This is a genomic window from Mycobacterium sp. SMC-11 (genome assembly GCF_046250095.1).
GTDB classification, from domain to species: domain Bacteria; phylum Actinomycetota; class Actinomycetes; order Mycobacteriales; family Mycobacteriaceae; genus Mycobacterium; species Mycobacterium heraklionense_A.
In genome coordinates, this window is sequence record NZ_CP176430.1 from 2224794 (window position 1) to 2246140 (window position 21347).

General features: G+C 68.8%; 20 protein-coding genes. 10 read left to right on the plus strand and 10 right to left on the minus strand.

All coding sequences use genetic code 11. From position 1 onward, the window contains the following. Window positions 1-8: 8 nt before the first annotated feature. Complete coding sequence (locus ACKY0X_RS10335; protein ID WP_409429342.1) at window positions 9-893, plus strand: alpha/beta fold hydrolase; 885 nt, start codon at window positions 9-11, stop codon at window positions 891-893. A 3-nt stretch (window positions 894-896) separates the two neighbouring features. Here the strand turns inward: ACKY0X_RS10335 and gndA are convergent, their stop codons facing one another. From gndA to ACKY0X_RS10350, 3 genes are read right to left on the minus strand one after another with little or no spacing between them, the layout of a single operon-like run. Next, complete coding sequence (gndA, locus tag ACKY0X_RS10340; RefSeq protein WP_409429343.1) at window positions 897-2345, minus strand: NADP-dependent phosphogluconate dehydrogenase; 1449 nt, start codon at window positions 2343-2345, stop codon at window positions 897-899. Between the two features lie 55 nt (window positions 2346-2400). Further along, window positions 2401-3339, minus strand: coding sequence for a M56 family metallopeptidase (locus ACKY0X_RS10345; protein WP_409429344.1), 939 nt, complete (start codon window positions 3337-3339; stop codon window positions 2401-2403). 14 nt (window positions 3340-3353) lie between these two features. Then, entirely contained in the window at window positions 3354-3770 is a 417-nt protein-coding gene (locus ACKY0X_RS10350) for a BlaI/MecI/CopY family transcriptional regulator (RefSeq protein WP_409429345.1), read from the minus strand. Window positions 3771-3919: 149 nt separating this feature from the next. On the opposite strand from ACKY0X_RS10350, the gene ACKY0X_RS10355 reads away from it, so the two are divergent. Continuing rightward, a complete protein-coding gene (locus ACKY0X_RS10355) occupies window positions 3920-4333 on the plus strand; it encodes a PaaI family thioesterase (protein ID WP_065039289.1) in 414 nt (137 codons plus the stop codon). Window positions 4334-4377: 44 nt separating this feature from the next. Here ACKY0X_RS10355 and ACKY0X_RS10360 read toward each other — a convergent pair whose 3' ends face one another. Together ACKY0X_RS10360 and ACKY0X_RS10365 are read right to left on the minus strand one after the other, a co-directional pair. After that, window positions 4378-5763, minus strand: coding sequence for an NAD(P)/FAD-dependent oxidoreductase (locus tag ACKY0X_RS10360; RefSeq protein ID WP_065039274.1), 1386 nt, complete (start codon window positions 5761-5763; stop codon window positions 4378-4380). A 108-nt stretch (window positions 5764-5871) separates the two neighbouring features. Further along, window positions 5872-6543: an SDR family oxidoreductase gene (locus ACKY0X_RS10365; protein ID WP_065039275.1), complete on the minus strand. Its 672-nt coding sequence runs from the start codon at window positions 6541-6543 to the stop codon at window positions 5872-5874. A gap of 278 nt (window positions 6544-6821) precedes the next feature. On the opposite strand from ACKY0X_RS10365, the gene modA reads away from it, so the two are divergent. Genes modA through ACKY0X_RS10395 form a run of 6 tightly spaced genes read left to right on the plus strand, consistent with a single transcriptional unit; the run spans window position 6822 to window position 11747 of the window. Further along, window positions 6822-7577, plus strand: a complete 756-nt coding sequence (gene modA, locus ACKY0X_RS10370; protein WP_409429346.1) for a molybdate ABC transporter substrate-binding protein — start codon at window positions 6822-6824, stop codon at window positions 7575-7577. Between the two features lie 6 nt (window positions 7578-7583). Continuing rightward, on the plus strand, window positions 7584-8375 hold the full coding sequence (locus tag ACKY0X_RS10375; protein WP_409429347.1) for an ABC transporter permease: 792 nt from the start codon (window positions 7584-7586) through the stop codon (window positions 8373-8375). Continuing rightward, window positions 8372-9487 (plus strand): sulfate/molybdate ABC transporter ATP-binding protein, encoded by a 1116-nt coding sequence (locus ACKY0X_RS10380; protein WP_409429348.1) that lies wholly within the window; start codon window positions 8372-8374, stop codon window positions 9485-9487. The genes ACKY0X_RS10375 and ACKY0X_RS10380 overlap by 4 nt, the downstream gene beginning before the upstream one ends. Before the next feature lie 37 nt (window positions 9488-9524). Next, a complete protein-coding gene (locus ACKY0X_RS10385) occupies window positions 9525-10373 on the plus strand; it encodes an alanine and proline-rich secreted protein Apa (RefSeq protein ID WP_409429349.1) in 849 nt (282 codons plus the stop codon). A gap of 18 nt (window positions 10374-10391) precedes the next feature. Next, the gene (locus ACKY0X_RS10390) at window positions 10392-10685 is read left to right on the plus strand and encodes a GlsB/YeaQ/YmgE family stress response membrane protein (protein WP_065039280.1); all 294 of its coding nucleotides are present in this window, start codon (window positions 10392-10394) and stop codon (window positions 10683-10685) included. 33 nt (window positions 10686-10718) lie between these two features. Then, complete coding sequence (locus ACKY0X_RS10395) at window positions 10719-11747, plus strand: zinc-binding alcohol dehydrogenase family protein (RefSeq protein WP_409429350.1); 1029 nt, start codon at window positions 10719-10721, stop codon at window positions 11745-11747. A gap of 136 nt (window positions 11748-11883) precedes the next feature. Here the strand turns inward: ACKY0X_RS10395 and ACKY0X_RS10400 are convergent, their stop codons facing one another. The 3 genes from ACKY0X_RS10400 to ACKY0X_RS10410 form a co-directional block, all read right to left on the minus strand. Next, complete coding sequence (locus ACKY0X_RS10400) at window positions 11884-12651, minus strand: CPBP family intramembrane glutamic endopeptidase (protein WP_046286202.1); 768 nt, start codon at window positions 12649-12651, stop codon at window positions 11884-11886. A gap of 67 nt (window positions 12652-12718) precedes the next feature. Then, entirely contained in the window at window positions 12719-13129 is a 411-nt protein-coding gene (locus ACKY0X_RS10405) for an MmpS family transport accessory protein (protein WP_409429351.1), read from the minus strand. 5 nt (window positions 13130-13134) lie between these two features. Continuing rightward, window positions 13135-15540 (minus strand): phosphoketolase, encoded by a 2406-nt coding sequence (locus tag ACKY0X_RS10410; protein WP_409429352.1) that lies wholly within the window; start codon window positions 15538-15540, stop codon window positions 13135-13137. A gap of 39 nt (window positions 15541-15579) precedes the next feature. Between ACKY0X_RS10410 and ACKY0X_RS10415 the strand changes: the two genes are divergently transcribed. Next, on the plus strand, window positions 15580-18027 hold the full coding sequence (locus tag ACKY0X_RS10415; RefSeq protein ID WP_409429583.1) for a CoA transferase: 2448 nt from the start codon (window positions 15580-15582) through the stop codon (window positions 18025-18027). A 5-nt stretch (window positions 18028-18032) separates the two neighbouring features. Beyond that, window positions 18033-19511 carry an acetyl-CoA acetyltransferase gene (locus ACKY0X_RS10420; protein ID WP_409429353.1) on the plus strand — a complete coding sequence of 493 codons (1479 nt, stop codon included), beginning with the start codon at window positions 18033-18035 and terminating at the stop codon, window positions 19509-19511. On the opposite strand, the gene ACKY0X_RS10425 is transcribed toward ACKY0X_RS10420, so the two are convergent. Beyond that, on the minus strand, window positions 19508-20713 hold the full coding sequence (locus ACKY0X_RS10425; RefSeq protein ID WP_409429354.1) for an NAD(P)/FAD-dependent oxidoreductase: 1206 nt from the start codon (window positions 20711-20713) through the stop codon (window positions 19508-19510). The two genes, ACKY0X_RS10420 and ACKY0X_RS10425, sit on opposite strands and share 4 nt — an antisense overlap. Then, window positions 20710-21345 (minus strand): endonuclease, encoded by a 636-nt coding sequence (locus ACKY0X_RS10430; protein ID WP_409429355.1) that lies wholly within the window; start codon window positions 21343-21345, stop codon window positions 20710-20712. The genes ACKY0X_RS10425 and ACKY0X_RS10430 overlap by 4 nt, the downstream gene beginning before the upstream one ends. Window positions 21346-21347 lie beyond the last annotated feature (2 nt).

The following is a 21347-nucleotide window of genomic DNA, read 5'->3' on the forward strand; positions in this document are numbered from 1 at the left end:
AGCGCACAATGACCGCGATGACGAATGCGTCGTGGCGCAGCAGCGTGAGCGAGTGGCGAGACGGTGGCCGGTGGGTGTCTAGCGACGCGGGCCGGTTGTTTGTGCGATCCGGTGCGGGGGATGGGCCGACTGTCCTACTGCTGCACGGCTTTCCATCGTGTTCGTATGATTTCCGGTCGGTCGTGGACCGACTCGCCGGTCGGTCCTGGTTGACGATGGATTTCCTCGGGTTCGGCTTGTCGGAGAAACCGCGCCCGCATCGCTACAGCCTGTTCGAGCAGGCTGACCTGGTGGAGCAGGTGGTGGCATCGAGCGCGTCGGGTCCGGTGGTGTTGGCCGCACACGACATGGGCACCTCGGTAGCCACCGAATTGTTGGCCCGCGATCTCGAGGGCACCCTGACCTTCGACCTGCAACGCGCGGTGCTGACCAACGGCAGCGTGATCTTGGAGCGGGCCAGTCTGCGGCCGATCCAGAAGGTGCTGCGTGGCCCATTCGGTGGTGTCGCCGCTCGGCTGACGAACCGGCGCAGCTTCGTTCGCGGCTTCGGCCGACTGTTCAGCCCGCAGCACCCGCTGACCTCCGATGAGGCCGCCGCGCAGTGGGCCCTGCTGACCCACAACGGCGGAAACCGGATCGCGCACCTGCTCTCGGCCTACCTCGACGAACGGGTGCGGTATGCGCAACGCTGGCACGGCGCGGTGCGCGACTGGCCCAAGCCGCTGGGCTTCGTGTGGGGCCTGGGCGATCCGGTCGCCACCACCAATGTGCTGGACGGCTTGCGGCAGCTGCGCCCGGCCGCCGACGTCGTCGAACTGCCCGGGCTGGGCCACTATCCGCAGATCGAGGACCCGCAGGCGTTCACCGACGGTGTGCTGGGCCTGCTGGTTTAGCTCTTAGGCCGGCACTTCGCTGCGGTCGGCGCTCCACAGCGTGTGGAACTTGCCTTCCGCGTCCGTGCGGCCGTAGCTGTGCGCGCCGAAGTAATCGCGCTGGGCCTGGGTCAGCGCAGCCGGCAGCCGCTCGGTCCGCAGGCCGTCGTAGTAGGCCAGGGCCGAGGAGAAACCGGGGGCGGGGATACCCAGGCTCACCGCGGTGGTCACCACCCGCCGCCAGGCGTCGATGGCAGCCTCGACCGCGCTGCGGAAATACGGCGCGGCCAGCAGGCTCACCAGGTCGGCGTCGGTGTCGAAGGCCTCTTTGATGCGGTTGAGGAACTTCGCGCGAATGATGCAGCCACCCCGCCAGATCGTTGCCAGGTCTCCCGGGGTCACATTCCAGCCGTACTCGGCGCTGCCGGCCTGAATCTGGTTGAAGCCCTGCGCATACGCGACGATCTTGGAGGCATACAGCGCCTGGCGGACGTCCTCGGTGAACCGGGCCGCATCCGCGGGGCGTTCGCCGAGGCTTCCGGCGGCCAGGCCCACCGCGGCGCGACGCTGCGGGACCGAGCCCGACAGCGCCCGGGCGAACACCGCCTCGGCGATGCCGGTGACCGGGACCCCCAGGTCCAGAGCAGACTTCACCGTCCAGCGTCCGGTGCCCTTCTGCTCGGCTTCGTCGACGATGATGTCGACCAGCGGCTGGCCGGTCTTGGCATCGACCTGCCGCAGGACCTCGGCTGTGATCTCGACCAGGTAGCTGTCCAGATCCCCGGCGTTCCACTCGGTGAACACCTCGGCGATCTGCGGTGCGGCCAGGCCCAGCCCGTCGCGCAGCAGCTGGTAGGCCTCACCGATCAGCTGCATGTCGGAGTACTCGATGCCGTTGTGCACCATCTTCACGAAGTGCCCTGCGCCGTCCGGCCCGATGTGGGTGCAGCACGGCACGCCGTCGACGTGGGCGGAGATCTCTTCGAGCAGCGGGCCCAGCGACGCGTAGGACTCCTTGGGGCCGCCCGGCATGATCGAGGGACCGTTCAGGGCGCCTTCCTCGCCGCCGGAGATCCCGGCCCCGACGAAGTGCAGGCCGCGGGCGGCCATCGCCTTCTCCCGGCGGATGGTGTCGGTGTAGAGCGCGTTGCCGCCGTCGATGATTATGTCGCCGGGCTCCATCGCGTCGGCGAGTTCGTTGATGACGGCGTCGGTGGGGTCACCCGCCTTGACCATGATCAGCACGCGGCGCGGCTTCTCCAAGGCGGCAAGGAATTCCGGAATCGTCTCGCTGCGCACGAAGCTGCCTTCGGAGCCGTAGGCGTCGAGCAGTGCGTCGGTCTTGGCGACCGACCGGTTGTGCAGCGCCACGGTGTAGCCATGGCGGGCGAAGTTGCGCGCGATGTTGGATCCCATGACAGCCAGTCCGGTAACGCCGATCTGGGCGGTGCCAACAACTTCCGACGCGCTCATGTATTCGCCTCTCGGTGGTAGGTGATTCGATGCCCGGCACGCCGGACGGCGCGGGTTACCCCGCGATCAGTCGGTGCAGCTCGGTGAGCCACGGTACCGCCAGTGCCACCGTGGGCACCGTCAGCACCCCGGCTGCGGCTGAATAGGCGGCAGCGGCCAGCGCTGGACTGTTGCCCTGCCCCGACAACCGTTGCACGCGCAGCACCGTATTGGTGCCGCCCGCCGCCAGCGCACCGGCGGGGACTTTGGTTGAGGCACACGTCACCAGGGCGCGGGCCAGGGGAGGGGCGCCGGCCACCCGAACGGCTGCGTCGTCGGCAAGCAGTTCGATCAACAGCCGCACCGCGTCCAGGGCGCTGGCGCTTCGCACGAACCAGGGGAATGCGGTGTGCACGGCCGAGAACGCCTCGAGTACCAGGTCGTGCCGTGCACGCAGATGGGCCCGCTCATGGCAGAGCAGCGCGGCCAACTCGGTGTCACCGAGCGCGTCCAGCGTGCCGGAACTGACCACCACCCGGCTCCGCACCCCGGGCAAACAGTAGGCGAGTGGCTGCATCACCTGCAGAATGCGCAGTCCGCTGGTGCGCAGCGCGGGCGGCCGGTCGGTGACACTGACCAGGTCGACGAGCATGCGGTGGTGGGCCCGGCGTTGCCGGGTGCGGATCGCGACCCGCAACACCGTCCAGGTGAGGCGCATCCCGACCATCAGCGTCAACACGAAGACCGCGACGTAGAAGGTCCACAGCCCCCAACCCAAGCGATCGAGGGAGCCGAGGATCGTCGAGGTGGGCCGGCCGTCCGGGCCGGGCATCAGCAGGCGGCTCGCGGTGGCCAGGCCTGCGCTGAACGCGGACAACACCGCGGCAATGGCGATGGCCTGCCAGAGCACCAACGCGGCTCGCGGAGCGCGGAGCGGCCAGTCAGCGCGCGCCAGCAGGGCGGGTACCGGCCCTACGAGCAACAGCGCGACGATGGAAAAGGCCAGCGCGGACACGCTGTAAGTCTCCCTCAGGACGCAGGTCGGCCGCTACCTGGGAGGCGGATGCGATGTTTGGCCTCCAGTTCGTCCAGCGCACGACGCAACGCGTCGGCCTCGTCGACGCCGACGCGTTCGACGAAATGCACCAGCGCGGCCCGGCGGTCTCCGGAGTCAGCGGCCTGATCGAGTGCCTCCACCATCAGCCCGGCAACCAATTCGTCGCGGCCCCGGACCGGTGTGTAACGGTGTGCACGGTCATCGCGAATCTGCGACACGAGGTTCTTCTTGGCCAGTCGCTGCAGGACTGTCATCACGGTCGTGTAGGCCAGGTCGCGCTGGGTTGACAGCGCCTCGTGGACCTCGCGCACCGTCTGAGACTCCGGCGATGACCACAGATGGTCCATCACCGCTCGTTCCAAGTCCCCTAAATGGGTCTGTTTCGCCATGTTTGTTATCAACTCCCCGGGCAACGGAGCAAGCCTACCCTTAATTACTACCGGGCGTCGTATCAGAAGCTGAGGGTCTGCTGCGACCCCGGTGTGAGCGGAACGGATCGCCCAGGAGGGCCCCAGCGGGCGTCGTGTACAACCATCACATGGCAGCCACCGGATTTCCGTCCGACTTCTCCTCGCCCTTCGACTCCGAGATCGGCCTGGTCTACACCGACATCGGCCCGGACGGAGCGCACGCGCAATTGGAGCTGCAGCCCAAGCTCTGCCAGCCGGCGGGCATCGTGCACGGCGGCGTGTACTGCTCGATCATCGAAAGCGTGGCCAGCGTCTCGGCGCATACCTGGCTCAACCGCGACGGTGGCGACGCTGTCGGCTCCGTTGTCGGGGTCAACAACAACACCGACTTCCTGCGAGCGGTCTCGTCGGGAACCGTCTACGCCGCGTCCACGCCGATTCATCGCGGCCGCCGCCAGCAACTGTGGTTGGTGACGATCACCGATGCCGACAAGCGCGTGCTCGCCCGCGGCCAGGTCCGGTTGCAGAATCTGACGGATTAGATTCTCGGCGAGGCCAACCGCGCTTGCCGCTAACTGGCCGCGCGCTAACTGACCGCGCGCTCCGCGCCCCGCTGCGCCTCGGCCGCCAGCACTTCGAGCTGTTCCAGACGTGTTCGGGCGAACGCCTGCTGCTCGGTGATGGTGAGCTGGCCGCGCCGGGTGCTCAGGAAGGTCACGTTCCACGACAGCAGTGTGCTGATCTTGTTCTTGAACCCGACCAGGTAGATCAGGTGCAGTCCCAGCCAGGCCAGCCAGGCCAGGAAGCCGCTGAACTCCAGCGGCCCGATCTTGGTGACGGCAGAGAACCGGGACACGGTGGCCATCGAGCCCTTGTCCAGGTACTGGAAGGGCTCCCGGTCGGCCGGGTTGGCGCCACCCAGTTCGGCCTTGATGGTGCTGGCGGCGTGCTTGGCGCCCTGGATGGCGCCCTGCGCCATACCGGGGACACCGTCGATGGCCGCCATGTCGCCGACCACGAAGACGTTCGGGTGGCCCGGCACGGACAGGTCCGGCAACACCTTGACCCGCCCGGCGCGGTCGAGTTCGACGTCGGACTGCTCGGCGAGATCGCGGCCCAGCGGGCTGGCCGACACACCGGCGGACCACACCTTGCACTGGGATTCGATGCGCCGGGTCTTGCCGTCGGCGTCCTTGACGGTCAGGCCGTTGCGGTCGACGTCGGTGACCATGGCGCCGAGCTGGATCTCCACGCCCATCTTCTGCAGCCGCTCGGCGGCCCGGCGTCCCAGCTTCTCGCCCATCGGTGGCAGCACGGCGGGCGCGGCGTCGAGCAGGATCACCCGCGCCTTGGTCGAGTCGATGTTGCGGAACGCGCCCTTGAGTGTGTAGTTGGCCAACTCGGCGATCTGCCCGGCCATTTCGACGCCGGTGGGGCCCGCGCCGACCACGGTGAAGGTGAGCAGCTTCTCCCGCCGGGCTTCGTCTCGGGACCGCTCGGCCTGCTCGAAGGCGCTCAGGATGCGGCCCCGCAACTCCAGCGCGTCGTCGATGGTCTTCATGCCCGGCGCGAACTCGGCGAACTGGTCGTTGCCGAAGTAGGACTGCCCGGCGCCGGCCGCGATGATCAGGCTGTCGAACGGGGTGTCATAGGTGTGGCCGAGCACCTCGGAGGTGACGAACTTGCCGGCCAGGTCGATGCGGGTGACGTCGCCGAGCAGCACCTGGGCGTTGCGTTGCTTGCGCAGTACGACGCGGGTGGATGGCGCGATCTCGCCCTCGGACAGGATGCCCGTCGCAACCTGGTACAGCAGGGGCTGGAACAGGTGGTGGGTGGTGCGGGCGATCAACTTGACGTCGACGTCGGCGCGCTTGAGCTTCTTCGCTGCGGTCAACCCACCGAATCCCGAGCCGATGATGACGACCTGGTGGCGTCGGCTCTGCTGCGCAGTGACTTCAGGCTGGGCGCTCATGGGAATCCGGTTGCTCCTCGACGGTGACTGCGTTCCCCCAATACGCTAGTCGACCTAAAAGGTGCTCACTGCATTCAGTGGTTGTGGGATTAGCCACTTCCGTCACAGTCAGCCGAAGCAGGCCAGCGCTCCGTGACCGACGTGCAGCGTCTGGCCGGTGATGTGCCGGGCAGCCGGCGAGGTCAAAAACACCGCGAGGCGGGCGATTTCAGCGGCTCCGGTGGGAGGCACACGAGTCAGTCCGTCGTAGCCCGGCTGGGCGCCTTCGCCGGCGGCTACCACGTTGACGGTGATCCCGCGGGTGCCGAACGTGGTGGCCTGGCCGGCGGTCCAGTTCGACAAGGCGGCTTTGACCGCTGCGTCGGCACTGCCGTCGCGGGGGTTCTCCGGCAGCACCGAGATGATGGAGCCGCCCGAGCGCAGGTGGTCGCCGATGGTCCCGACGGTCAGCACGGCCGAGAGCACCGTGGCGTCGAGCGCGCTGCGCCAGGCGTTGGCCTGATCGGCCAGCGAATAGCCGCGGGGGTCACCGCCCTGCCAGCGCGGCGCCGGGACGTTGACGATGGTGTCGAGGTGGTGCGGAAACAACCCGCGGGCAGCCAACATGCTCGCCGGGTCGGTGTTATCGCAGACGACCGCATTGGCGTCGAGTTCTTTGGCGGCGACTTCGAGCTCGGGGCCTCGCAAACCGGCGAGCGTCACCTTGTGGCCAGCCTCGCTGAAACCCTCGGCAATGGTGCGACCCAATTCGGTGTCACCACCGGTGACCAGCACATCCATCGGTAGATCCTCCTCGTGTTCCGGGCTATGTTACTGGACGGTAGCCGCTTTGCGGGGCGGGGGCGGAACTCGGCACAGACACGATCCGGCCACAGTCCGGGGTGCGCCAGGGGCCGACCCGCCGCGCGCCGCTTCGCGCCGCTTGCGATCGCCGCGGTGTTGATGGCGCCGACCCGCCGCGCGCCGCTTCGCGCCGCTTGCGATCGCCGCGGTGTTGATGGCGCCGACCCGCCGCGCGCCGCTTCGCGTCGCTTGCGATCGCCGCTAGGCTGCCAGCCATGGGGCGTACCCAGGTGGTCTGCGGGGTGGTGGCGGTCATGCTGGCGACGGGTGTGGCCGGCTGTAGTTCGAAACCGGCGTCCCCGACGATCACGGTGTTCGCGGCGGCGTCGCTGCAGCCGGCGTTCACCGAGATAGCCGAGCAGTTCAAAACCGACAATCCCGGCGTGGCGGTGGCCTTCAACTTCGCCGGATCCTCGGACCTGGCCACTCAACTGACACAGGGGGCGCGCGCCGACGTCTTCGCCTCGGCCAACACCATCCAGATGGACAAGGTCGGGCAGGCCGGCCTGCTGGACGCCGCGGCGGTGCCGTTTGCCAGCAACACGCTGGTGATCGTGACGGCACCCGGTAATCCACATGGGGTGCAGTCCTTCGCCGATCTGGCCGCTCCAGGGCTCGCGGTGGTGGTGTGTCAGGCGCCGGTCCCGTGCGGCGCGGCGACCCACAAGGTCGAAGACGCCACCGGCGTCGCGGTCACACCGGTCAGCGAGGAGCCCGACGTCACCGACGTGCTCAACAAGGTCACCACCGGCCAGGCCGACGCCGGCGTGGTCTACCGCACCGATGCCCAGCACGCCGGAGCCAAGGTGGACACCATCGAGTTCCCCGAGGCTGGCGACGCGGTCAACACCTACCCGATCGCGCTGCTGCGGCAAGCGCCTTCGCCGGGGCCGGCCCGCGCGTTCATCGATCTGGTCACCGGCGAAGCGGGGCAGAAGGTGCTGCACGCGGCCGGTTTCGGTAAGCCCTGACCGGCCGTGGGCGGCCGGCCTGATGACCTGCCGGGCTGGGTCTATGTGCCCGCCGCGATCGGCGCGGCGTTCGTGGTGCTGCCGCTGGTGGGGATCGCGGCGAAAGTCGATTGGCCACATTTCTGGTCGCTGATCAGCAGCCCGGCTGCCACGACTGCGCTGCAACTGAGCCTGCGCACCGCCGCGGCCAGCACGGTGCTGTGTGTGCTGCTGGGGGTGCCGATGGCGCTGGTCCTGGCGCGCAGCCAGGCGCGGGTGGTGCGCCTGCTCCGGCCGTTGGTGTTGCTGCCGTTGGTGCTGCCGCCGGTGGTGGGCGGAATTGCGTTGCTGTATGCGTTCGGCCGGCTGGGATTGCTGGGCCGCTATTTGGAGGCCGCCGGAATCCATATCGCGTTCACCACGACCGCGGTAGTGCTGGCGCAGACCTTCGTGTCGTTGCCGTTTCTGGTGATCGCCCTGGAAGGCGCGGCGCGGACCGCCGGTGCCGACTACGAGAGGGTGGCGGCCACGCTGGGTGCCCGGCCCAGCGCGGTGTGGTGGCGGGTCACGCTGCCACTGTTGGCGCCCGGGCTGATCTCCGGAGCGGTTCTGGCGTTCGCCCGGTCGCTCGGGGAGTTCGGGGCGACACTGACTTTTGCCGGCTCCCTGGAAGGCGTCACCCGGACGTTGCCGCTAACTATCTATCTGCAGCGCGTGTCGGACGCTGACGCCGCGGCGGCGATGTCGCTGTTGCTGGTGGCTGTTGCCGCCGTGGTGGTGCTCGTCGTGGGTGTCCGGCGACTGGGCAGCATCGGGTGAGCGCCCAAGCCGGCGGGCTCACGTTGCACGCGGTCGTCGCCCAGCGTGGCCTCGACGTCCAGCTGAACGTTGAACCGGGCGAAGTGCTGGCCGTCCTGGGTCCCAACGGCGCCGGGAAGTCGACCTTGCTGCACGTGATCGCGGGGCTGCTGCGGCCCGATGAGGGCCTGGTCCGCGCAGGTGATCGGGTGCTGACCGATACCCGGGCCGGCGTACAGGTGGCCACCTGCGACCGCCGGGTGGGCCTGCTGCTGCAGGACCCGCTGCTGTTTCCGCACTTGAGCGTGGCGGCCAACGTCGCATTCGGGTCGCATCATCGGCGACGCTTCGACCTGCGCCGGGCCCGCGCCCGTGCCCTCGCGGCGCCGTGGCTGCGCGCGGTCGACGCCGAGGGCTTGGCCGAGCGCCGCCCGCGCCGGCTCTCCGGCGGGCAGGCGCAGCGGGTCGCGATCGCCCGTGCCCTGGCGGCCGAACCGGAGGTGCTGTTGCTCGACGAGCCGTTGGCCGGGCTCGACGTGGGCGCGGCGACTGCGGTGCGCACGGTGCTGCGCGACGCGCTTGGTGCGGCAGGGCGCACCACCGTGCTGGTCACCCACGACCTGCTCGACGTATTCGCGTTGGCGGATCGGGTGTTGGTTCTCGAATCCGGCCGGATCGCCGAGATCGGCCGCGCCGCAGAGGTATTGGCCGCACCGCGGAGTCGTTTCGGGGCGCAGATCGCCGGAGTCAATCTGGTCGCGGGGGTGCTTGATGCCGCCGGCGTGCTTCGCACCGGGTGGGGAGAGCGGTGGCACGGCAGCACCGACGACGGGGTGGAACCGGGTCGGCCGGCGGTCGCGGTCAGCACACCGCGGGCGGTGGCGGTCTATCGGGAGCCGCCGCGCCACGGCAGTCCCCGCAATCTGCTTGAGGTGATGGTGGCCGAGCTCGATGTACGCGGCAGCACGGTCCAGGTGCGCGGCGTGGACCAACCCGATGGAGCGCCGGGACTGGCCGCGGACATCACCGCCGACGCGGCGGCGGAACTGCGTCTGGCGCCGGGGGAGACGGTCTGGTTCGGGGTCAAAGCCCAGGAAGTGACGCTGCGTGCGACACACCCCGGCATGGCGTAACTTGCGTACCGATGGCAACGCGGTAGGTTTTTCTGCCATGAAGCAGGTGGACCTGACCTCCAGGGGAATTCGGGCGATGGCCGCGACCGCGGTCGCCGGTGCGTTGGCATTCGCCCTTGCGGCGCCGGTATATGCGGACCCGGTGCCGCCGCCTCCTCCCGCGCCGCCGGCCACCGCGGATGCCCCGCCGGCCGACCCGAACGCCCCGGCTCCGGCCGCCGAGCCCGCGCCACCCGAGGTGGGCCGTGTCGACGACGTCGCGGGCGGTTTCAGCTTCGTGCTGCCGGGCGGCTGGGTGCAGTCCGACACCAGTCACCTTGAGTACGGTTCGTCGCTGTTGAGCAAGAAGACCGGTGAGCCCATGCTGCCGGGTCAGCCGGCGCCGGTGGCCAACGACACCAGGATCGTGCTCGGCAAGCTCGACCAGCGGCTCTACGCCAGCGCGGAGGCCGACAACGCCAAGGCCGCCACCCGCCTCGGATCCGACATGGGCGAATTCTTCATGCCCTACCCCGGCACCCGCGCCAACCAGGTGAACGCTCCGCTCACCGGCGGCGGGCTGACCGGTAGCGCGTCGTACTACGAGGTCAAGTTCACCGACCCGGCCAAGCCGGTCGGCCAGATCTGGAGCGGCGTGATCGGCGTGCCGCCGGCCGAGGGCACCGGCCCACAGACCGAACGGTGGTTCGTGGTGTGGCTGGGCACGGCCAACAACCCGGTCGACACCAACGCGGCCATCGCGTTGGCCGAGTCCATCCGGCCGCTGGGCGCGACCCCCGCCGAAGCAGCGCCTGCCCCGGCGCCGGGCATTCCGGGAATCCCGGCGCCTGCGCCTGCGCCTGCTCCGGCTCCCGCACCTGCTCCCGCCCCCGCACCTGCTGCGTAATCCCTGCTGATCACGCCCATGGCCGGAAGCTATCTCGCTGCTGCGCTGTCGACGCCGACGTCGGTCAGCTGGCTGGCCTACGTCCTGATCGGCGGCATCGCCGGTTGGCTGGCGAACCGCATCATGAAGCGCGGTGGCTCGGGGATTCTGCTCAACGTCCTGATCGGCGTGATCGGCGGATTCATCGGCGGCATGCTGCTCGGCTGGCTCGGTGTGGACGTTGAGCACGGCCGCAGGTGGTTTACATTCTTCGTCTCGCTGGGCGGGGCCATCATCTTGCTGTGGGTCGTCGGATTGGTTCGCCGCAGGTAGCCGTCCCGGCTGTCGAACGCGCACCATAGGTCTATGGCGTCGCAGTTGGCCGGGGTGTCGATGGCGGGATGGCGCGTTCAACGGCCAGGCCCGATAGCCAACCGACCGCTCGAGCGGGTCAAAACCGCGGTACCGCGACCGCAGCCCTCGGAACTGCTGCTTGCCGTGCAGGCCTGCGGCGTGTGCCGTACCGACCTGCATGTCGCCGAAGGCGACCTTCCGGTGCACCGACCCGGTGTGATCCCCGGCCACGAGGTGGTCGGCGAAGTCGTCGAAGTCGGCGCCGACGCCGGTGACGAGTTCGCGGTGGGGGACCGGGTCGGTGTTGCCTGGCTGCGACACACCTGCGGCACCTGTCGCTACTGCCGCCGGGGCGACGAGAACCTCTGCCCGCAGTCGCGCTACACCGGTTGGGATGACGACGGCGGCTATGCCGAATTCGCCACTGTGCCCGCAGCTTTCGCGCTGCCCCTGCCCGACGGCTACAGCGACACCGAGTTGGCGCCGTTACTATGCGCGGGCATCATCGGCTACCGGTCCTTGCAGCGCGCGGACCTGCCCCCGGGCGGGCGGCTGGGGATCTACGGATTCGGCGGCAGTGCGCACATCACCGCGCAGGTCGCCCTCGCCAGCGGCGCCGAGGTGCATGTGATGACCCGCGGTGAACGAGCCCGCGAACTGGCACTGGAACTGGGCGTTGCCTCGGCCCAGGGCGCCGCCGATCCGCCACCGGTGCCGCTGGACTCCGCGATCCTGTTCGCCCCCGTCGGTGAGCTGGTGCTGCCCGCCTGCCAGGCGCTGGACGCCGGCGGCACACTGGCCATCGCCGGCATCCATCTCAGCGACATCCCACCGCTGAACTACCAGCGCCACCTGTTCCGTGAGCGGCAGATCCGGTCGGTCACGTCCAACACCCGCGCGGACGCCCACGCCTTCCTCGATTTCGCGGCAGCGCACCACATCGACGTGACGACGCCGGTGTACGCGCTGGGAGATGCCGACCGGGCGTTGATGGACCTGGGTGCGGGCCGGATCGCAGGTGCGGCAGTGCTGCTGGTCTGAGCCGCGGGCCTGATGCGGGGCTCATGCGGCGGCCCCAGCTTCGGTTCTCCTTCGTCGAGCCTCGCTGAACCGCCGGGGCTCATGCGGCGGCCCAGCTTCGGCTCTCCTTCGTCGAGCCTCGCTGAACCGCCGGGGCTCAGCCAGATACCTGCCACACCAGTGCAGCGGCCAGCGCACCTACCCCGTTAAGTGACCAATGCAGTGCGATAGGTGCGATCAGGCTGCCACTGCGTCGCCGCAACCAGCTGAACACGAAGCCCGCGGCCCCGGTGGCCAACACCGCGAGCGTCACACCGGCCAGCATGCCGAAGAACCCGCCCCCGAGCACGCGCGTGAAACCGACGTTGCTGCTGGTCAGGCCGAGCGATGTCGCGACATGCCACAGTCCGAACAGCAAGGAGCCGGCCGCGGCCACCCCGCGAAACCCCCACGCCCGGTGCAGTGCGCCGTGCAGCGCGCCGCGGAACGCCAACTCCTCGGGGATCACGGTCTGCAGCGGGATGACGACCATCGAGGCCACCAGCGCGCCGGAGACCGTGGCGTAGTGGTTGTTCAAGAACATCGGCCGGGTCACGGGCAACATCACGCCGATCGCGATCACCGACACCACGACCACTACCGCGGCCAGTGCGTAGCCGAACCCCGATTTCCAATGCGCGCGGCCCAGGCCGAGCTCACTCCAGGTCAGGCCGTTATAGCGGACCAGGGCGATCAAGCCGATCGCGGTGGCCGGGACGGTGGCGACTGCAGCCCACGGGGTGGTGAAGTGAGCGATCAGATTGGCAAGCGCCAGCACCACCACGACGACGGCGACGTCGACGAAGGCGCGAAAGTGATTCAGCGCCGAGAGCTGCGACACCAATGGGTGCCGCCCCCAGGGCACCGCGAACTCGTGGCCAGACATTAGACCGAATTCTACGCGCGACGGTGCTTCGGGGCCGGTGCGTCGTTAGCGACGCCTGACCGCGGGCCTACTTAGTTCCGTGGGTCTCACACAGCACGCGCGCAGGGTTGCCGGTGGCCGTGTTCTCGCTGACCACCTTGCCGTTGACGGTGACCGTGCAGGTCAGCGCGCCGGGACCGGCGCTCTGCGCGCTCAGCGAGTACGAGGACGGACTGGTTGCGTTCGTCATCGAGCCGGTCAGCTGAATGGACCACGGCAGCGGGGCGTTGGTGGCGTGCGCCTGACCGTTCTGGCCCTGATAGGTGATGTAGCTGGCGACCCCGGTACCGGTGAGGTCGTAGCGGACCGGCACCCTGGTGCGGTCCGGCGTCGCGCCGGCCGACCCGGCACCGGCAATGGTGGCCGACGCGACGAGGGCGCCGAGCAGCAACGACATCGCCTTGCGGGGCATCCGGACCGGTGCGGGGTGAGCAGTCATGGCCGTCACCTTATCTCGCCGCTGTTCGGCTCTGCGCCCGATCGCCAGGTCCAGTTGGTGATCCGGGGATCGTCCTCCCCGTGCTCGCGGGTGTAGAGCCGCGCCGCCATCCGCGCATCGACCATCTGCTGGCGCAGTACCGCGTGGCGACCGCCCAAACCCGGCACCCGATCGATCACGTCCATCACCAAGTGGAAACGATCCAGATCGTTGAGCATCACCATGTCGAACGGTGTTGTCGTGGTGCCTCGTTCGCGGTAGCCGCGCACATGCATCTGGTCGTGGTTCGCCCGCGAGTAGGTCAGACGGTGGATCAACCAGGGGTAGCCGTGGTAGGCGAAGATCACCGGCTTGTCGCGGGTGAACAGCGCGTCGAATTCGGTGTCGGGCAAGCCATGCGGATGTTCGGTCGTCGGTTGCAGACGCATGATGTCCACGACATTCACCACACGCACGGCGAGGTCGGGCAGTTCGTCGCGCAGAATGTCGGCGGCGGCCAAGGTTTCCAGCGTAGGGATATCCCCGGCGCAGGCGAGCACCACGTCCGGCTCGCCGGTGGTGGTGCCGGCCCACTCCCAGATGCCCAGACCGCGGGTGCAGTGCGCCACCGCCGCCGGCATGTCGAGGTAGGCCAGCGCCGGCTGCTTGCCGGCGACGATCACGTTGACGTAATTGCGACTGCGCAGGCAGTGATCGGCCACCGACAGCAGCGTGTTCGCGTCCGGCGGCAGGTAGACCCGCACCACCTCGGGCCGCTTGTTGGCCACCAGGTCGATGAACCCGGGATCCTGGTGCGACGCCCCGTTGTGGTCCTGGCGCCAGACGTGGGAGGTCAGCAGATAGTTCAGTGAGGCGATCGGTTGGCGCCACGGGAGTTCGCGGCTGACGGCCAGCCATTTGGCGTGCTGGTTGAACATCGAGTCGACGATGTGCACGAACGCTTCGTAGCAGTTGAACAGCCCGTGCCGACCGGTCAGCAGATAGCCCTCCAGCCAGCCCTGGCACAGGTGTTCCGAAAGCACTTCCAGGACTCGCCCGTCCGGGGCCAGGTGATCGTCACCCGGGACGGTCTCCGACAACCAGACCCGGTCGGTCGTGTCGAACACCGCCGAAAGCCGGTTGGAGGCGGTCTCGTCCGGACCCATCAACCGGAACCGGTCGCGGTTGCGGTCGATGACGTCGCGCAGGAACGTGCCGAGCACCCGGGTGGCCTCATGCATCTCGGTTGCGGGCCGGGCCACCGGTACCGCGTAGTCGCGAAAATCAGGCAAGTCCAGATCGCGGAGCAGCCGCCCTCCATTGGCATGCGGGTTGGCGCTCATCCGGCGGTCCCCGCGCGGGGCTAGCGCCGACAGCTCGGGCAGTAGGCGTCCGGAGGAGCCGAACAACTCCGCTGGGCGGTAGCTGCGAAGCCATTGCTCCAGTTGGCGGCGGTGTTCGGGGTCGGTGCGGGTCTGCGCGAGCGGCACCTGATGTGCCCGCCAGGTTCCCTCCACCTGTTGTCCGTCCACCATCTTCGGGCCGGTCCAGCCCTTCGGGGTGCGCAGCACGATCATCGGCCATACCGGCCGCATCGACGAGCCCTCGGTGCGCGCGGCGCGCTGGATCGCCGCGATGTCGTCGAACGCGTCATCGAGTGCGGCGGCGAGCAGCTGGTGTACGACGGCGGGGTCGTCGCCGGCGACGGTGATCGGCCGATACCCGTAACCGCGTAGCAGAGCCTCCAATTCCGGCTGCGGAATACGAGCCAGCACAGTGGGATTGGCGATCTTGTAGCCGTTGAGATGCAGAACCGGCAGTACCGCGCCGTCCACGGCTGGGTTGAGGAACTTGTTCGAGTGCCAGCTGGCCGCCAGTGGTCCGGTCTCGGCCTCGCCGTCGCCGATCACGCAGGCGACCACCAGTTCGGGGTTGTCGAAGGCCGCACCGAAGGCATGCACCAGCGCGTAGCCGAGCTCGCCGCCCTCATGGATGGAGCCCGGCGTCTCGGCCGCCACGTGGCTGGGGATACCTCCGGGAAAAGAGAATTGCCGGAACAACTTCCGCAGACCGTCGACGTTCTCGCCGATGCCCGTGTAGACCTCGCTGTAGGTGCCTTCGAGATACGCGTTGGCGACCAGCGCCGGGCCGCCGTGGCCGGGGCCGGTGACGAAGATGACGTCGGCGTCGCGGTCGCGGATGATCCGATTGAGATGCAGATAGAGCAGATTGAGCCCTGGGGTAGTGCCCCAGTGCCCGAGCAGTCGGGGCTTGACGTGCTCGGCCCGCAGCGGTTCGGCCAGCAGCGGATTGTCCAGCAGGTAGATCTGGCCTACGGAGAGATAATTGGCGGCCCGCCAGTAGGCATCGAGGCGGGCCAGTTCATCGTCGGAGAGTGTGGGCGTTAACGGAGTCGCGTTGGCTGCACTCACCTTTTCCATTGTCGCGGCCAACTCCGAACGCGGCAACCGATTCATTACCCTGACTGCGTGCTGCTGAAATCGGTTCGTGTGCTCGATCTGTCCGGCGGCGACGCCGACACGGTCACCCGGTTGCTCGCCGACCTGGGAGCCGATGTGCTCAAGGTGGAGCCTCCGGGTGGAAGTCCGGCGCGGGCCGCGGCTCCGCTGCTAGGCGGTGCGAGCATCGCGTTCGCGCTGCACAACGCGAACAAGCGCAGCATCACCCTCGACCCCGCTGTGGAGCGGGACCGCCGCCGCTTCGACGAGTTGGCCGGTACCGCCGACATCCTGGTGGACAGCGGCCTGCCAGGGCAGGCGACGGAGTTCGGGACCTCCTGCGCTGAACTGGCCGACCGATTCGCTCACCTGGTGACAATGTCGGTCACCGATTTCGGGTCGAGCGGTCCGCGAGCGGAGTGGCAGGCCACCGACGCGGTGCTCTACGCACTCTCGGGCGCCCTGTCCCGGTCGGGCCCCACCACCGGGACCCCGGTACTGCCGCCGGAGGGGATCGCCTCGGCGACCGCGGCGGTACAGGCCGCCTGGGCGGTGCTGGTCGCCTATTTCAACCGGTTGCGCTGCGGAACCGGCGATTACATCGACTTTTCCCGGTTCGACGCGGTGGTCACCGTGCTCGATCCGATATTCGGCGCGCACGGCCAGGTCGCCGCGGCCCAACGCGCGTCGAGCCGGTGGCGCGGGAGGCCCCGCAACCAGGACGCCTACCCGATCTACGCGTGCCGCGACGGCTACGTCCGGCTTTGCGTCATGTCCCCGAGGCAGTGGCGCGCACTGTGGAGCTGGCTGGGGGAGCCGGCCGAGTACGCCGACCCCAAGTACGGCGTGATCGGCGAGCGGTTCGCCGTCTGGCCGCAGATCAGTGCCCTGATCCGTGAACTGTTCGCCGGCCAGGACATGGCGGACCTGGTCACCGCCGGGCAATCTCGCGGTGTCCCCATCGCCGGGGTCGGCGATCCCGCGCAGGTCCTGGCCGAAGAACATTTCGCGGTCGCGCAAGCGGTCACCCAGACCGAGCTGGCTCCGGGGCTGCCCGCGGTGATCCCGACCGGCTACTACGTCGTCGACGACCAGCGAGCCGGCTTTCGGACCCCCGCCCCGGCCACCGGCGAGGCAGAGGCCGGATGGCTGGCCGAACCGTTGACGGAGCCGACGGTGCGCGGTGCGGTCGGCGCCCGGCCGTTCGAGGATCTACGGATCGTCGACCTGGGTGTGATCGTTGCCGGCGGGGAAGCCAGCCGGCTCTTCGGCGACCTGGGTGCCGAGATCATCAAGGTGGAAAGCGCGGCCTACCCCGACGGGCTGCGGCAGGCCCGTCCCGGGGCGGCGATGAGCGAGTCGTTCGCTTGGACGCACCGCAACAACTCCGGACTCGGCCTGGACCTGCGCAGCCCGGCCGGCAAGGAGATCTTCACTCGTCTGGTCGGCGCGGCGGACGCGGTGTTCGCCAACTTCAAGCCGGGAACGCTTGCTGCCCTTGGCTTTTCCTACGATGATCTGCGCGAGATCAACCCGCGAATCATCCTCGCCGAGAGCAGCGCCTTCGGAGAGTCCGGGCCGTGGAGTGACCGGATGGGCTATGGCCCACTGGTACGTGCCACCACCGGGGTCACCGCATTGTGGACGGCCCCTGAAGGGCCCAGCGACACCGAACGCCACCCGTTCTACGACGCCACCACCGTCTTCCCCGATCACGTGGTTGCGCGGGTCGCCGCGATCGGGGCGCTGGCGGCGCTGATCGGGCGCCGGCGCACCGCCGCCGGCAGTCACGTCCACGTGTCGCAGGCCGAGACCGCCGTCAACCAACTCGACACCAGCTACGTGGCCCGCGCCGCGGGCTCGTCGGTCCAGCAGGACACCGCGGTGGATCTGATCTGTCCATGCGCCGGAGATGACGAATGGTGTGTGATCTCGATCCGGACCGACGCCGATATGCGTGCTGTCGCTGCGGCTTTCGGCGATAACGGATTGGCCGACGAGCCACGCTTCAGCACCGGATCTGGTCGCACGACTCACCGTGCAGAGCTGGTCTCAGCGTTGGGTCGCCACACCGTGGCCCAGACGCCGGCCGGGGTAGCCGAATTGCTGCAGCGGCGCGGCGTGCCCGCCGCGCCGATGAACCGGCCACCCGATGTCGCCGACGACCCCCAGCTGGCCCATCGAGCGGTGTACGCGCCCATGACCCACCCGCTGATCGAGCACCCGCTGCCAGCCGAAACCGGTCCCGCGCCCTTCCGCAACATCCCTGCGGCACCGCAGCGACCGGCACCGCTGCCCGGTCAGGACACTCGGGAGATCTGCCGCTGTCTGCTCGGACTCGACGACGACGAGACCGACCGGTTGATCGCCGACGGCGTGCTGTTCGCCGGCGGTTCAGCGAGGCTCGACGGAGGAGAGGCGAAGCTGGGACCGCCGCATGAACCCGGCGGATTAGTCTGACCTCCATGCCTGTTGACCCCCGGACACCGGTACTGATCGGCTACGGCCAGGTCAACCACCGCGACGACACCGACGCGATAGAACCCGTCGATCTCATGGTGGCCGCGGCACGCCATGCCGCCCACGACCGGGTGCTGCGCGCGGTCGACTCGATTCGGGTGGTGAACCTGCTTTCCGCGCGTTACCGCGATCCGGGCGCGCTGCTCGGACAGCGGATCGGGGCGCAGCGCCCCGACACCCGGTACAGCCCGGTGGGCGGCAACGTCCCGCAGTCCCTGGTGAATCAAGCCTGTCTGGATATTCGCGACGGTCGCGCAGGCGTCGTGCTGGTGGCCGGCGGCGAGACGTGGCGCACCCGAACCAGGCTGCGGCGTGCCGGCGGGAGACTGATGTGGACGCAACAGGAAGACTCGGTCCCGATGGCCCGGTGCGAGGGCGAGGACGTGCCGATGGTCGGCCCGGCCGAGGAGCGCATCGGGTTGGACCGCCCCGCCTATGTCTACCCGTTGTTCGAACAGGCGTTGCGGATCGCCGCGGGGGAGAAGGTCGAAGACCACCGTCGGCGCATCGGTGAACTGTGGTCTCGATTCAATGCGGTCGCCGTCGACAACCCGCATGCGTGGATCCGGAACCCCGTCACCGCGGAAGAGATCTGGCAGCCGGGCCCGAAGAACCGGATGATCAGCTGGCCCTACACCAAGTTGATGAACTCCAACAACATGGTCGATCAGGCGGCCGCGCTGGTCCTCACCTCGGTTCAGTCCGCGACCGAGTTGCGGATCCCCACCGAGAACTGGATTTTCCCGCAGGCCGGTGCCGACGCCCACGACACCTATGCCATTGCCAACCGCGCCGAACTGCACCGATCACCGGCGATCCGGATCGCGGGGGCCCGGGCATTGGAGCTGGCCGGGGCCGCCGGGATCGGCGAGATCGATTACGTCGATCTGTACTCGTGTTTCCCGTCTGCGGTGCAGGTCGCGGCGGCCGAACTCGGGCTTCCCATCAACGATCCCGACCGGCCGCTCACCGTGACCGGCGGGCTCACCTTCGCCGGTGGCCCGTGGAACAACTACGTCATGCATTCGATCGCCACCCTGGCCGAACTGCTGGTGGCCAATCCCGGGCGGCGCGGGCTGATCACCGCCAACGGCGGTTACCTGACCAAGCACAGTTTCGGCGTGTACGGAACGCAGCCGCCGCCCGAGGGATTCCGTTGGGAGGACGTACAACCCGAGGTGGATGCGCAGGCCATCCGGCCTTCGGTGGTGCAGTGGCAGGGGATCGGTGAGGTGGAGTCCTGGACCACACCGTTCGATCGCGACGGGCGCCCGCTGCAGGCGTTCCTGGCGGTCCGCACGCCCGATGGTTCACGGACCCTGGCGGTGCTGCGAGACCCGGATGCCGCCGAAACGACGGTGCGCGAGGACGTCGCCGGTGCTGCGGTCGACGTGCACGAAGACGGCACCGCGACGCTGCGCTAGGTGGTCAGCCGGTCCGGATTGACGGGCGCCTGGGCGTTGATCAGCGCCTTGATGTCGTCGAGGCCCTCCCAGATGTTGACGTTCATCCCGGCGAGCACCCGGTTGTCGTCATCGAGCCAGAAGCTGGTGTATTCGCGGCCGGCGGGATCGCCGCGAAACACCACGCGGGCGTAGTGCGGCGCGTAGCCGACATACTCCATCCCAAGGTCGTATTGGTCGGTGAAAAAGTAGGGCAGCTCGGTGTATTCGGCGGCTTCGCCGAGCATGCCGGACGCAGCGACCGCCGGTTGTTTGAGGGCGTTGGCCCAGTGCTCGGTACGGATCCGGGTACCGAACAACGGGTGCTGCGCGGCGGCGATGTCGCCGACGGCATAGATGTCGGGGTCGCTGCTGCGCAGCCCGGCGTCCACGAGCACGCCGCCGTCACCGGTGGAGAGGCCGGCCTGCTGGGCCAACTCGATGTTGGGCTGGGCGCCGACCGCGACGAGCACCGCGTCCGCGCGGATCTGCGAGCCGTCGCCCAGTCGCAGCCCGGCGGCGGCACCGCCGGCGGTGGTGATCTCGGCGACCGTCGCTCCGGTCCGCAGGTCCACACCGTGCTCGCGGTGCAGGTCGGCGAAGACCGCGGCGTTCTCCGCGCCGAGACCGGCCAGCAGCGGCAGCGCGGCACTTTCGACCACGGTGACGTCGACGCCGCGCTGGCGTGCGGCGGCGGCCACCTCCATACCGATCCAGCCCGCACCCACCACCGCCAGCGAATCACCGCTCGCCAGCGCCGAATCGAGTGCCGAATCCAGCGCCGAGGCATCCTCGATAGTCCGCAGATAGTGCACGCGCGAAGCGTCGGCTCCCGGGATCGGTAGCCGCCGCGACCGAGATCCCGTCGCCAACAGCAGTCTGTCGTAGCCGAGGCTGGTGCCGTCGGCCAGCGTGACGTTGTGACCGGACGGATCCACACTGACGACGCGGTCACCCAGCCGTAGGTCGATCTCGTGTTCGCGGTACCAGGACCGGGGTTTCACGGTGAAGTCGTCGAGGGTCTTCTTGCCCGCGAGGAATTCCTTGGACAGTGGCGGCCGCTCGTAAGGCAACTGGTGCTCCTGCCCGACAAGCACGATCGTTCCGTCGAAGTTCTTGTCGCGGAGGGCTTCGGCGGCCTTGGCCCCCGCCAGACCGGCACCGACGATCACGAACGTGGTCATTCGGTCAGACGCTCGCGGACATCGGCATCGGCGGAGTAGCGCACCAGAGCCGCAGCGAGCTCGGCATTGCGTCCCTGGGACAGTGCGCCGAGTTGTTTTGCGTCACGGGGCAACCCGAGGTCGCGAGCGGCATCCAGGGCACGGTCGTCGAATGTGGAGCGCGCCCAGGGCCAGACGTCTTGGACCTCGCGGAGAAAGATGCCCGCACCCACATCGCCGATTCCCTTGAAGGACTTCAGTGCCTCGGCGGCCGCCGCGATGTCGCGTCCGCTGCGCTCCGCCAGTAGCCGAAGATCACCGCCATAGTCCGTCTGCACCGCCTCGGCCAATTCGACCAGCATGGTGGCTGAGCTCTCGTCGTAGCGGCGGTAGTGGGCCCGACCCATCGCATCGATCAGCGTTTGTCGATCGGCTTCGAGCACCTTGTGCGGCGTGCGCAATCCGCACTTGAACAGCTCGCGGGCCGCGCGGGCCGCAATGCTGGCGTCGATGGGCTTGCTGGCCAGCATGCACAGCATCAACAGCTGAAACAGCGGCATGGGTTGGTTACGCAACCGGATACCGGCCTCTTGGGCATAGGTGGTACCCGCGCGCCGCAGCAGTCGGCGGACCAGTTCCTTGTGGGCGATCACAG